Raw genomic sequence first — 11,273 nt, 5'->3', positions numbered from 1 at the left:
ACTGGGCGAGGGGCTCCATGTCAGGCGACCTTGAATCGCGACACCGACGCGCGCAGCGCCTCGGCCGAGCGCGACAGCTCATGGACCATCTGCGCCGTGGAGCGCGTGCCTTCGGAGGTCTGCTCCGTCACCGCAAAAATGTGCTGGATGTTGGAAGCCACCTCGTTGGCGGATTCGGCTTCCTGGCGCGCTTGCGCCGAGATGCGCACGATCAGCTCGTCCAGCTGGCGCGACACGTTGTCGATGTCTTCCAGCGCGCGGCCGGCGGCGTCGGACAGCTGGGTACCTTCCACCACGCCGCGCGTCGAGCGCTCCATGGCGGCCACGGCGTCGTGGGTGTCGGTCTGAATGGTCTTGACCAGCGCGGCAATCCGCCGCGTCGCATCGCCGGAGCGTTCCGCCAGCCGCTGCACTTCTTCCGCAACGACCGAGAAGCCGCGGCCCGCTTCGCCGGCCGACGCGGCCTGGATGGCGGCGTTCAAGGCCAGCACGTTGGTCTGCTCGGTAATGTCCGAGATCAGCTCGGTGATCTCGCCGATCTCCTGAGATGACTCACCCAGGCGCTTGATGCGCTTGGAGGTCTCCTGGATGGAGTCGCGGATGGCGTTCATGCCGGCGATGTTGTTCTGCATCGCGGCCAAGCCTTGCTCGGCGGCCTGGCGGCTCTGGCGCGCCACCGCAGCGGTCGTCTGCGCCTGGGCCGACACGTCGTTGATTCGGCCGGCCATGCCCAGCACCGCCTCGCCGGTCGCACGGATCTCGTGCAGCTGTTCCTTGGACGCGGCCAGCAGGTCGGTCGAGGTCTGGTCGACCGCGCCGGTCGTGTCCGTCACGCGGGCTGCCGTGGCCTGCACCTGGCCCACCAGGTTGCGCAGCTCTTCCACCGTGTAGTTCACCGAGTCGGCGATCGCACCGGTGATGTCCTCGGTCACGGTGGCCTGCTGCGTCAGGTCACCTTCAGCAACCGTGGACAGCTCGTTCATCAAACGCAGAATGGCGGCCTGGTTGGCGTCGTTGACGCGCTTGGCCTCCTGCTCCTGGGCCTCGGCTTCGCGACGCTGGGCTTCCGCCAGCGCGGCGCGTTCGGACTGGTCCGCAACGAAGAGGCGCAGGAAACCGATCGCACCGCCCACCAAGGCCGCGAGCGACGCGACCAGGAAGAGGATCAGGCCCCAGCCAGCGCCACCGGACTTTTCCAGCTCGGCAGCCGCCTGCTCCAGGCCTTTGCGCAGCGGCTCGGAGTCGTTCAGGATGGCTGTCTGGGCCTCGCGCGCCGACACCAGGCCCTGCAGGTTGCCCAGAATCGCCGACGCCTGCGTGCGGGTCTGCTCGTACTGCTTCAGCAAGGTCTGCAGCCGTTCCTTCAACTGCGGGTCACGCGCGGCGTTCAGGCGCAGCTCGGGGCTGCCACTGATCAGCGCTTCGGTGATCAGCTTGAAGGAGTTCAAGTCCTTGCCCAGCAGGAAGACGGCCTCGGGGCTCACGCCCTCCTGCGTCAGGAACTCGTTGGCGCTCTTGCCGATGCGCTGCGTCAGCATGACCAGCTGGCCGACCGCCGAGACCTCGCCCGCTGAGGCGCCGATCTGCAGGGCCTGCGAGGACACCGCCTCGGCGGATTCCAGCAGGTCGCTGGATTGGCGGTTGATGGCGCGCAGCGCCTGGCCAACCTGCGTCAGGATCTTTTCCTGGGCCTGCACCACCTTGCCGTTCTTCTCGGCGCGCTCGACCAGCGGCATCAGCGTGTCCAGCGTCGGCTGCACGCCCGTCGGCGCGACGGCCAGTTCACCCTCGCCCGTACGCAGGTTGTGGACAACGCCGCTCAGCGTGCCGACGGATTCGCGCAGTTCCGCGAACGCGGCCGGGTTGCCCACCAGCGCGGCAGACACCGACTTGGCCATCCGCTGCGAGTGCATCAGCGCCTGGCCGGTGGCGCGGACCTGTGCGGCGCTGCGGTTGGAACTGTTCAACACCAGGAAGACGGAAAACGCCGTACCCAGGATGCCCAGTGCGACCAGGCCGGTCAGCACACGCTGGCGGTGGCGGCCGAACAGGTCGCCGAGCTGCTCCGCGCCGGTGGCGGGCTGCGGCGGCAACATCGTCGGGTCGGCGGCCTGCGTCGTCGGCGCGAAGTTGATCGTGCTGGGCGGGAATTCGCTGTTGGGGCCGGGCTCGGTCGGCACCGCGGGCGAGATGATGGACGGCGTCTCGTCACGCATGAAAGCCTCGGCGCGCGTCGACATCTCGACGCCGGCAAGCGTCGAATCGGCGGTACGCGTCGTGTCGAAAGCACCGGGTTGCGAGTCGATGGTCGTATCGACGCCTTCCCTCGCTGACAGCGGCAGCGCATCGGCTTCGGACTTTCCCCTCATCTTGTCCAGCAGGCTCATCTCACCCTCGTCCTTCAGTGTTTGTGATGTCCGCCGCCTTTTGGGCGCGGACCTTGGGGCTCATTGGTTCGCTTCACGCGACGATGTGCAGGAAGTTCTCCTGCCTCGACAGCGCTTCGAGATTGATTTCCTGCCAATGGCGACCGGCCTCGTCGCGGCGCAACGCGCCGGCAAACCGGGGCAGCGGTCCGGCGGGCTGCTCGGCGGCCAATGGCAGTTGTTCGTCGCTGCGCAGGCCGGCCAGGCGGTCGACCAGCAGCGCGCAATTCAGGTTCAGCTCGGTGCCCAGCGACACCAGCCGAGCCTGCGGCGCGAAGGCCCGGCCCAGCGAAGGCTCGCGCAGGCCGAGGTAGACGGCGAGGTCGACGACGGTGAACAGGCCGCCACGCAGGTTGGCCACACCAGCCAGCCAGGGCTTGGCATAGGGCACCGGCTTGATCGGCACGGGCGCGAAGATCTCGCTGGCCTGCTTCAGCGAGAACAGCAGGCCGACACCGGCGCACTCCACGGCCAGCCAGCTGGCGATCAGCGTCGTCTCGCGGGCGGCCTGCATGCGCTCGGCCAGGCGCTGCTGCAGCTCACGGAGGGCCGTCTTGTTTGCCATGGCCGGCTCAGCCCAGGGCCTTGATCTTGGCCAGCAGCTCCTCGGCCTTGACGGGCTTGACGACGTAGTCGCTGGCGCCCTGGCGCATGCCCCAGACCTTGTCGGTCTCCTGGCCCTTGCTCGTGCACATGATGACGGGCACGCCGACGTAGCGTTCGTCGCGCGTGATGGCGCGGGTCAACTGGAAGCCGTTCTGGCCGGGCATGACGACGTCCATCAGGATCAGGTCGGGCTTGGCCTCGGCCAGGCGCTTCATCGCCTCTTCGCCGTTCTCGGCCGTGCGCACGCTGTAGCCGCGCTTGACCAGCATCTCGGACAAGGCGTGCAGTTCGGTCTTCGAATCGTCGACCAGCAGGATGTTGTGGATGCTCATGGCAGTTCTCTTTAGGTACGTGCTTCTTGGCGCCGGTGCTGCAACACCGCCTGAAGCAGCTGGTCCTTGGTGAAAGGCTTGGTCAGGTAGTCCTGCGAGCCCACCATGCGCCCGCGGGCCTTGTCGAAGAGGCCGTCCTTGGACGACAGCATGATCACCGGCACCCCCGAAAACTGCGGGTTGCGCTTGATGATCGCGCAGGTCTGGTAGCCGTCCAGGCGCGGCATCAGGATGTCGCAGAACACGAGGTCGGGATGGAAATCTCCCAGCTTGGCCAGCGCGTCGAAACCGTCCTCGGCCAGGGCCACCTCGTGGCCGCCCTGTTTCAGGAAGATCTCCGCGCTGCGGCGGATCGTGTTGCTGTCGTCGATGACCAGGATGCGGGTCGGCGCCGCGCCGGAAACTTGCTCGTTCAAACCTCGTCTCCTCGGAACTTCAGCTCGGGGCCTGGCCGCTCGTGAGGCCGAGTCAGATGCGAACCATCTCGAAATCTTCCTTGCGTGCGCCGCAGTCGGGACAGGTCCAGTTCATGTCGACGTCGGCCCACTTGGTGCCGGCTGCGATACCGTGCTCGGGATCGCCCGTTTCTTCGTCATAGATCCATCCACAGATCAGGCACATCCAGGTACAGGGTTCGCTCACGGTGCTTAGAGTTTGCTCACTACAATCGATTCATTCTAGCCAGGGCCTAGGGCGCAATGCTGAGGGCAAACGCCTGTGCCCAAGGCCTCGGAATCGCCCATTTAGCGGCAGACTCCACGCTTTGCGGCAACTCTTTGGCCGCGACCGCCACGACTCCCCATGAGCCCAACACCCACTCCCACCGACACCGAGGTCGATCAGCCTCAAGACGAGCAGGAAAGCCCGCCGCCGGCCTGCGTGCTGAGCTTCAATGCCAGCGACGCTTCCGGCGCCGGCGGCCTGGCTGGCGACGTGGCCACGATCGCTGCGATGGGCGCCCACTGCCTGCCCGTCGTCACCGCCGTGGTGCTGCGCGACACGGCCGAGGTCTTCGAACACGAGAACCTCGACCCCGACACCATCGCTGAGCAGGCCCGCCACATCCTTGAAGATGTGCCCATCACCGCCTGGAAGGTCGGCTTCCTCGGCAATGCTGAAGGCGTCAGCGCCGTCGCCGAGGTGCTGAGCGACTACCCGGATGTCCCTCTGGTCACTTACCTGCCGTCGGTCGCCTGGATCGACGAGGACGAGCAGCAGCAATACCTGGACGCGCTGCGCGAGCTGGTGCTGCCGCAGACGGTCGTGCTGGTCGGCAACCACAAGACGCTGACCGACTTCCTGCTGCCCGACTGGGACAACGAACGCAGCCCATCGGCCCGCGAGCTGGCGGTGGCCGCCGCACAGTCGGGCGCCCAGCATGTGCTGGTAACGGGCATGCAGTTGCCCAACCAGTACGTGGACAACGTGCTGGCCAACGCGCAAGGCCCCATCACCGGCGAGAAGTTCGAGCGCTTCGAGACCGCTTTCGTCGGCGCGGGCGACACCTTGTCCGCAGCGCTCGCCGCGCTGCTGTCGGTCGGTGCCGAACTGCATTCGGCCGTCAGTGAGGCGCTGTCCTTCCTGGACCAGTCGCTCGATGCCGGCTTCCGCCCGGGCATGGGCAATGTAGTGCCCGACCGCTTCTTCTGGGCGCTGCCCCCGGCCGACGAGGACGGCGCCGAGCCGGCCTTCGAAGAGGTCGAAGCAGAACCCGAGCCCGCGCCGAAGACGCCGCGGCGCATGCACTGACTTTCTCCGATCCTGTCCCATGGCCAGCAATAACGAGCTTTTCGAGCGCGCCGCGCGCGTCATTCCGGGCGGGGTCAACTCCCCGGTGCGCGCCTTCCGCGCCGTGGGCGGCACGCCGCGCTTCATCGCCCGCGGTGAAGGCGCCTACATCGTCGACGCCGAAGGCAAGCGCTATGTCGACTACATCGGCTCCTGGGGGCCGATGATCCTGGGCCACGGCCACCCGGCCGTGCTGGATGCGGTGCAGAAAGCCGCCGTCGAAGGCTTCTCTTTCGGCGCACCGACCGAGCGCGAGATCGAGCTGGCCGAGGAGATCTTGAAACTCGTGCCGAGCATGGACCAGGTGCGCCTGGTCAGCTCCGGCACCGAGGCGACGATGAGCGCCATCCGCCTGGCACGCGGCGCGACCGGGCGGCCGAAGTTCATCAAGTTCGAGGGCTGCTACCACGGCCACACGGACGCGCTGCTCGTGAAGGCCGGGTCCGGCCTGGCGACCTTCGGCCACCCGACCAGCGCCGGCGTCACGCCCGGCGCCGCAGCGGACACGGTCGTCCTGGAATACAACAACGTCGAGCAACTGGAAGCCGCATTTGCCCAGTACGGCAGCGAGCTCGCCTGCGTCATCGTCGAGCCGATCGCCGGCAACATGAACTTCGTGCGGGCTTCCGTGCCGTTCATGACCGCGATGCGCGCACTCTGCACGCAGCATGGCGCACTGCTCGTGCTGGACGAGGTGATGACGGGCTTTCGCGTCGGGCTGGGCTCGGCGCAGGCCCACTACGCCAAGCTCATCCCGGGCTTCGCGCCGGACATCTCCGTGTTCGGCAAGGTCATCGGTGGCGGCATGCCGCTCGCGGCTTTCGGCGCCCGGCGCGAGGTCATGCAACACCTGGCGCCGCTGGGCGGTGTCTACCAGGCCGGCACGCTGTCGGGCAACCCGGTGGCCACGGCCTGCGGGCTGGCCACGCTGCGCGAGATCCAGAAGCCTGGCTTCTTCGAGGCCCTGTCCGCCAGAACGCGCCAGCTCGTCAATGGCTTGAAGGCGGTCGCCGCGGAGAACGGCGTGCCCTTCAGCGCCGACGGCGAAGGCGGCATGTTCGGCTTCTTCCTGCTGCCGGAGCTGCCGCAGAACTACACCCAGGTGATGACGACCGACAAGGAGCGCTTCAACCGCTTCTTCCACGCGATGCTGGACGCCGGCATCTATCTTGCTCCGGCCCTCTACGAGGCGGGCTTCGTATCGGCGGCGCACAGCCAGGCCGACATCGACGCCACTCTCGCGGCCGCGCGCACCGCCCTGCGCTGATCCCACGCCCTGCGGGGCTGACCGATATGCATCTCCACATCCTTGGCATCTGCGGCACCTTCATGGGTGGCCTCGCAGCGCTGGCACGCGAGGCCGGCCATCGCGTGACCGGCTGCGACGCCAACGTGTACCCACCGATGAGCACCCAGCTCGAGGCGCTGGGCATCGAGCTGATCGAAGGCTTTGGCGCCGAGCAGCTGGAGTTCAAGCCCGACGTCTTCGTCATCGGCAACGTCGTCACGCGCGGTGAGCGCTTCGCGTTGATGGAAGCCATCCTCGACGCCGGCCTGCCCTACGTCTCCGGCCCGCAGTGGCTGGCCGAGCATGTGCTGCAGGGCCGCCATGTGCTGGCCGTCGCCGGCACGCATGGCAAGACGACGACGACCTCCATGCTGGCGTGGATCCTGGAGCACGCCGGACAGAAACCCGGCTTCCTGGTCGGCGGCGTGCCGCAGAACTTCGGCGTGTCGGCGCGCCTTGGCGAGGGCGCGCCGTTCGTCATCGAGGCCGACGAGTACGACACCGCGTTCTTCGACAAGCGCAGCAAGTTCGTCCACTACCGGCCGCGCACGGCCATCCTGAACAACCTCGAGCACGACCACGCCGATATCTTCCCGGACCTGGCGGCCATCGAGACGCAGTTCCACCACCTCGTGCGCACGGTGCCCGCCAGCGGCCGCCTCGTCGTCAACGCCCGCGAGGAGGCGCTGCAGCGCGTCATCGCGCGCGGCTGCTGGAGCGACGTGCAGCGCTTCGGCGCCAAGAAGGAAGAAGCCGGCATGCTGCGCGCCCGCGGCGAGCCGCAGGCTTTCGACGTGCTGCGCGGCAGCTTGAAGGTCGCCCGCGTGGAGTGGGCGCTGATCGGCGAGCACAACCAGCTCAACGCGCTGGCCGCGATCGCGGCAGCGGAGCATGTCGGCGTGTCACCCGAACAGTCGGCTGCTGCGCTGGCCGAGTTCCAGAATGTGCGTCGTCGCATGGAACTGCGCGGCGAAGTCAACGGCATCAAGGTCTACGACGACTTCGCCCACCACCCGACCGCCATCCGCACCACCATCAACGGCCTGCGCCGCCGCATCGCGCCCGCCGACCGCATCCTGGCCATTTTCGAGCCGCGCTCCAACACGATGAAGCTGGGCACGATGAAGGCGCAGCTGCCGTGGGCTCTGGAGGAAGCGGACCTGGCCTTCTGCAACCAGCAAGGGCTGAGCTGGGATGCGAAAGAGGTGCTCGCGCCGATGGGCGCGCAGGCCGTTGTAGGTACTGACGTTGACGCGCTGGTGGCGGCGGTCGCGAAGGTCGCAATGCCAGGTGACCACTTGCTGTGCATGAGCAACGGCGGGTTTGGCGGCATTCACGATAAGCTGCTGGCCGCGTTGACCAGATAGGGCTTGTCACGCCGACTGGCGGCGCCGGGCCAGCACAAACAGGCCGATTCCTGCGGCCATCAGCATGCTGGTTGCCGGCTCAGGCACCGGCGCCAACATCACATCGATCGAGTAGTCCATCGATTCGGCCCCCGCAAGGCCCAGCGGGCTTACCGTCATTCGGTAGAGGCGGTTGTCGAAGACGAAGGCCGGGTCCGTGTAGCTAGGTTGAGCGGCGTTGAGATTGATCGTTCGAATCAGGCTGCTCGACTGCGCGTCGACGATGACGATTTGCAATTGCTGCCCGGATGAGAGCGCAGTACCGCCAACTGCGGCACGAACCGAGAAGCTGGATGAGATCTGCTCGCCGCGAGTCAGCGCCGGCCACGAGAAGTTGATCGTGTCACTGTTGTCACCGGCCTTGCCTACATTGCCGATGAAGACGCCCGCGTACTCGTAGAACCTCGAGTCGTCCAGACCGAAGGCCACCGGTGCCGACGGCTCATCGAAATCAGGGAAGAACAAGCCTTCTTGCCACGGCATGAATGTCGCGTGCGCAGACCCCATTCCAAACAAGAGAGAGGCGCTCGCGACGCAGCGGGTGACGATCTTCATGACACGCCTTCGTAGTTCGACAGTGACGTTACGCCCGTCCCTTCGTTCCGTAGATGCCAAGCCTTAGGGGGTCCACCAGCCCGCTCGACCACATAAGAGGGAATGGGCGGACACCAATGCCCTCACGTTTGTCTACCGCGAATGGCGTCGCGCATTGAACACAGTCAACTCGTTAGGGATTCGACCTTTCCGAGCCGCGTGGGATTCTGCGCACCATCGCCAACTTGAGTGCATTGGGAGAAGTCATGAAAAAGATCGCGTCCGTAGCGCGGTGCCTAGCCTTGTCCGCCTGCGCGGCCGCTCTGCCGGTGCAGGCGGCCATGTGGAATTTGACATTCAACGACGTCCGCCATCTATATGAAGCCAGTGACGGAATACCCATTGACTATGGAAATGTCACGATCAGCGGCCATCTGTTAGGTGAGGATTACAACCACGATAACCGGATCAGCAAAGATGAGGTTTGGTCACTCAGCATTGCGGGTTACTCATTTGGTCCGGATGAGATTTCTCACTTCTCAATCACCGGCAATGTGATCAATGTGAGTGCAATCGGCTTCCGAAGCAAACTAGATTCCACCGGCCTCTTTTATATTAGCGGCGGATATAACGACAGCTACTACGCGGGGCCAACGAGCAGAATTACATTCGTGGCATCGCCAGTGCCCGAAGTCGCCTCTACGACGATGCTGATAGTGGGGCTCGTTGGGTTCTCGGGATTCTTGCGAGCATCACGTAGGCTTCGTTCGCCGACACCTTGAACCTCCCACCGGCGGCTGGTGGGGAAACTGCCCGCCCGCCAACTTGCCACCTCAACGAAAACCTGCAGACGCGGGTTCTCCGTAACCAGAGCGGGCTCCTGGAGTCACATGACGAGACCGCATAAAGCAGCTCCCTCGCCTGCTCTTCGCCCACCAAGCGGAGCACACGAGAAGCTGGTATCGCATTTCACGCCCCGCACTCAATCGCTGCGTTAGGGATTGACTGCATTTCGGTTCGATGCAATCGTGGAGCCCCAAACTTGGACATCGCCTATGAAACGCCCTCTAGTTGCCGTAAAACTTGTGTTGCTCGCCAGCTGCGCAGGCATTTCAGCCGCGTACGCCGACCAGTGGAATTTCACTTTCCATAATCTGCATCATACCTACACAGATCTGATGACTGACGAAACCATCGATTATGGTTTTGCGTCTATCGATGGTTACTTCACCGGGTTTGACGATAATAACGACGGCGTCATCAGTCGTAATGAACTCGACCAGCTGTACTTTGGTGGCGGCGAACCCTACGAAGTTGGGTCGTTTACCTACGGCGGCGGGAACCAGCTCAGCTTCCAGGCTTACGGCTACCGAAGTTACGTTGATACGACGTCCGGATACTATGGCGGGAGCGGAGGCTATACCGTCGCATACAGGCTAGGTCCGACCAGCTACATCACCGCTGCTTCCGCGCCCGTGCCGGAGCCCGGGTCATCAGCGCTTCTGTGCGTAGGTTTTATTGCACTCGGGGGTGTGCATGTCCTGCGCCCTAAAAGGGCCGGATGACAACAGTTTGCAAACGTCGTGGTCTTCGAATGAATCGCCCCTGCTTTCGTGGAGGCAAGTTGGTGTGAGTCAGAACGTAACGGCCTGACGTTCGGCGACTTGCCGGTAGTGGTTTGCCTCGGCCTCGGCAGGTTGATGTAGCCATGGGCTCAAGCAAGCGATGGTGAACCACGAGACCCATTCGAACGTGGCGAATTCGACGCCCTCCTTGGTCTTCCAAGGACGGCGGCGGTAGATCAGTTCGGTCTTGAACAGACCGTTGATCGTCTCGGCCAGCGCGTTGTCGTAGCTGTCGCCCTTGGAGCCAACCGAGCCCTGGATGCCCGCCTCGGCCAGCTGCTCGCTGTAGCGGATGCTGAGGTACTGCGACCCGCGATCCGAGTGATGGATCAGCGCGCCGTCGCGCTCGGGCTTGCGCTCGTACGGCGCCTGCTCCAGCGCATCCAGCACGAAGTCAGCCCGCATGGAACTGCTGACCTGCCAGCCGACGATGAAGCGCGCGTACACATCGACGACGAAGGCCACGTAGACCACATGCCCTGCCAGGTTGAGACGTAGGTGAAGTCGCTCACCCACGACTGGGTTCGACCGCTCGGCCTTGAACTGTCGATTGACGCGGTCCAGCGGGCATGGCGCCTTGGCGTCGAGCACCGTGGTGCGCACCCACTTGCCGCGTCTGGCCCCTTGCAGGCCCTGCAGCCGCATCAGCCGCTGGACCGTGCGCGCCACCGTCACGTCCTCGCGACGCAGTTGGTGCCAGACCTTGCGATGGCCATAGACCTGCAGGTGGCTCGTCCATACGCGCTGAACCTGTGGCGCCAGTTGGGCATCACGTTGCGCTCTGGCGGGCAGCAGCGCTGGCTTGCGCTGGCGCGCGGCGTGGCGTCAGTAGCCCGACGGGGCGACATCCAGTACGTTGCAGATCAACTCGACCCCGAAGTGCTCGCGCTGCACGTCGATGAAGCGCCTCACTTCTTGATGTGGCGGTCGAGCTCCGCCTTGGCAAAAACGCGCTGGCCAGCTTGAGAATCTCGTTGATCTGGCGCAGCTCTCGCACCTCGCGCTCCAGCTCGGTGCGCTGCTGCTCGGCAGTGGTGGGATCTGGCGAAGGCCCTCGTCACGCTCGGCTTGGCGCACCCAGCGCCGTAGTGTCTCGGATGTGCAGCCCATCTTGGCCGCAAATGAGACGATCGCCGCCCACTGCGACTCATGCTCTGGCCCTGCGACTCCAGCGTCATGCACACTGAGCGCTCAACAAACTCCGAGGGGAACTTCGGGGAGTTTCTCTTCATGGTTCCATGTTCTCAAACGAAGGAGCCTCCTCGGAA

13 protein-coding genes and 1 other annotated feature are annotated in these 11,273 nt (G+C 65.1%); of the genes, 6 read left to right on the top strand and 7 right to left on the bottom strand.

The window, feature by feature from the left end:
• Positions 1 to 20: 20 nt before the first annotated feature.
• The 5 genes from ASD35_RS11200 to ASD35_RS11180 form a co-directional block, all read right to left on the bottom strand.
• Positions 21 to 2,387: a methyl-accepting chemotaxis protein gene (locus tag ASD35_RS11200; protein WP_056875023.1), complete on the bottom strand. Its 2,367-nt coding sequence runs from the start codon at positions 2,385 to 2,387 to the stop codon at positions 21 to 23.
• A gap of 73 nt (positions 2,388 to 2,460) precedes the next feature.
• Positions 2,461 to 2,991, bottom strand: coding sequence for a chemotaxis protein CheW (locus ASD35_RS11195; RefSeq protein WP_056875022.1), 531 nt, complete (start codon positions 2,989 to 2,991; stop codon positions 2,461 to 2,463).
• A gap of 7 nt (positions 2,992 to 2,998) precedes the next feature.
• Positions 2,999 to 3,364, bottom strand: a complete 366-nt coding sequence (locus tag ASD35_RS11190; RefSeq protein WP_056875021.1) for a response regulator transcription factor — start codon at positions 3,362 to 3,364, stop codon at positions 2,999 to 3,001.
• A gap of 11 nt (positions 3,365 to 3,375) precedes the next feature.
• Entirely contained in the window at positions 3,376 to 3,780 is a 405-nt protein-coding gene (locus ASD35_RS11185) for a PleD family two-component system response regulator (RefSeq protein WP_056875020.1), read from the bottom strand.
• 52 nt (positions 3,781 to 3,832) lie between these two features.
• Positions 3,833 to 3,985 (bottom strand): rubredoxin, encoded by a 153-nt coding sequence (locus tag ASD35_RS11180; RefSeq protein ID WP_056875019.1) that lies wholly within the window; start codon positions 3,983 to 3,985, stop codon positions 3,833 to 3,835.
• Positions 3,986 to 4,165: 180 nt separating this feature from the next.
• Here ASD35_RS11180 and ASD35_RS11175 point away from each other — a divergent pair, with 180 nt between their 5' ends.
• The 3 genes from ASD35_RS11175 to mpl are packed head-to-tail and all read left to right on the top strand — an operon-like array spanning position 4,166 to position 7,807.
• Positions 4,166 to 5,113, top strand: coding sequence for a bifunctional hydroxymethylpyrimidine kinase/phosphomethylpyrimidine kinase (locus ASD35_RS11175; RefSeq protein WP_082580092.1), 948 nt, complete (start codon positions 4,166 to 4,168; stop codon positions 5,111 to 5,113).
• Between the two features lie 19 nt (positions 5,114 to 5,132).
• Entirely contained in the window at positions 5,133 to 6,419 is a 1,287-nt protein-coding gene (gene hemL / locus ASD35_RS11170; protein WP_056875017.1) for a glutamate-1-semialdehyde 2,1-aminomutase, read from the top strand.
• Positions 6,420 to 6,445: 26 nt separating this feature from the next.
• Positions 6,446 to 7,807 (top strand): UDP-N-acetylmuramate:L-alanyl-gamma-D-glutamyl-meso-diaminopimelate ligase, encoded by a 1,362-nt coding sequence (gene mpl / locus ASD35_RS11165; RefSeq protein WP_056875016.1) that lies wholly within the window; start codon positions 6,446 to 6,448, stop codon positions 7,805 to 7,807.
• A gap of 6 nt (positions 7,808 to 7,813) precedes the next feature.
• On the opposite strand, the gene ASD35_RS11160 is transcribed toward mpl, so the two are convergent.
• Positions 7,814 to 8,401 carry a PEP-CTERM sorting domain-containing protein gene (locus tag ASD35_RS11160; protein WP_056875015.1) on the bottom strand — a complete coding sequence of 196 codons (588 nt, stop codon included), beginning with the start codon at positions 8,399 to 8,401 and terminating at the stop codon, positions 7,814 to 7,816.
• 245 nt (positions 8,402 to 8,646) lie between these two features.
• On the opposite strand from ASD35_RS11160, the gene ASD35_RS27145 reads away from it, so the two are divergent.
• Both ASD35_RS27145 and ASD35_RS27140 read left to right on the top strand, forming a co-directional pair.
• Positions 8,647 to 9,162, top strand: coding sequence for a hypothetical protein (locus tag ASD35_RS27145; RefSeq protein WP_157275503.1), 516 nt, complete (start codon positions 8,647 to 8,649; stop codon positions 9,160 to 9,162).
• 396 nt (positions 9,163 to 9,558) lie between these two features.
• Entirely contained in the window at positions 9,559 to 9,945 is a 387-nt protein-coding gene (locus tag ASD35_RS27140) for a hypothetical protein (protein ID WP_157275502.1), read from the top strand.
• Positions 9,946 to 10,014: 69 nt separating this feature from the next.
• Here ASD35_RS27140 and ASD35_RS28025 read toward each other — a convergent pair whose 3' ends face one another.
• Positions 10,015 to 10,767: an IS3 family transposase gene (locus ASD35_RS28025; RefSeq protein ID WP_235538318.1), complete on the bottom strand. Its 753-nt coding sequence runs from the start codon at positions 10,765 to 10,767 to the stop codon at positions 10,015 to 10,017.
• Here ASD35_RS28025 and ASD35_RS28020 point away from each other — a divergent pair.
• Complete coding sequence (locus ASD35_RS28020; RefSeq protein WP_056875014.1) at positions 10,714 to 10,971, top strand: hypothetical protein; 258 nt, start codon at positions 10,714 to 10,716, stop codon at positions 10,969 to 10,971. The genes ASD35_RS28025 and ASD35_RS28020 overlap by 54 nt on opposite strands.
• Positions 10,843 to 10,958: a sequence feature (AL1L pseudoknot), on the bottom strand. Its footprint overlaps the gene before it by 116 nt.
• Positions 10,972 to 11,273: the final 302 nt, after the last annotated feature.

Source organism: Pelomonas sp. Root1444, from assembly GCF_001426885.1.
GTDB lineage: Bacteria > Pseudomonadota > Gammaproteobacteria > Burkholderiales > Burkholderiaceae_C > Pelomonas.
The sequence above is the reverse complement of the archived record's forward strand: the minus strand, read 5'-3'. Positions and strand labels throughout refer to the sequence as shown.

What these genes read in the sequence shown, in the direction of transcription:
- ASD35_RS11200 (WP_056875023.1), bottom strand. Translation starts at nt 2,387, where the DNA reads ATGAGCCTGCTGGACAAGATGAGGGGAAAGTCCGAAGCCGATGCGCTG.
- ASD35_RS11195 (WP_056875022.1), bottom strand. Translation starts at nt 2,991, where the DNA reads ATGGCAAACAAGACGGCCCTCCGTGAGCTGCAGCAGCGCCTGGCCGAG.
- ASD35_RS11190 (WP_056875021.1), bottom strand. Translation starts at nt 3,364, where the DNA reads ATGAGCATCCACAACATCCTGCTGGTCGACGATTCGAAGACCGAACTG.
- ASD35_RS11180 (WP_056875019.1), bottom strand. Translation starts at nt 3,985, where the DNA reads ATGTGCCTGATCTGTGGATGGATCTATGACGAAGAAACGGGCGATCCC.
- ASD35_RS11175 (WP_082580092.1), top strand. Translation starts at nt 4,166, where the DNA reads ATGAGCCCAACACCCACTCCCACCGACACCGAGGTCGATCAGCCTCAA.
- hemL (WP_056875017.1), top strand. Translation starts at nt 5,133, where the DNA reads ATGGCCAGCAATAACGAGCTTTTCGAGCGCGCCGCGCGCGTCATTCCG.
- mpl (WP_056875016.1), top strand. Translation starts at nt 6,446, where the DNA reads ATGCATCTCCACATCCTTGGCATCTGCGGCACCTTCATGGGTGGCCTC.
- ASD35_RS11160 (WP_056875015.1), bottom strand. Translation starts at nt 8,401, where the DNA reads ATGAAGATCGTCACCCGCTGCGTCGCGAGCGCCTCTCTCTTGTTTGGA.
- ASD35_RS27145 (WP_157275503.1), top strand. Translation starts at nt 8,647, where the DNA reads ATGAAAAAGATCGCGTCCGTAGCGCGGTGCCTAGCCTTGTCCGCCTGC.
- ASD35_RS27140 (WP_157275502.1), top strand. Translation starts at nt 9,559, where the DNA reads ATGACTGACGAAACCATCGATTATGGTTTTGCGTCTATCGATGGTTAC.
- ASD35_RS28020 (WP_056875014.1), top strand. Translation starts at nt 10,714, where the DNA reads ATGGCCATAGACCTGCAGGTGGCTCGTCCATACGCGCTGAACCTGTGG.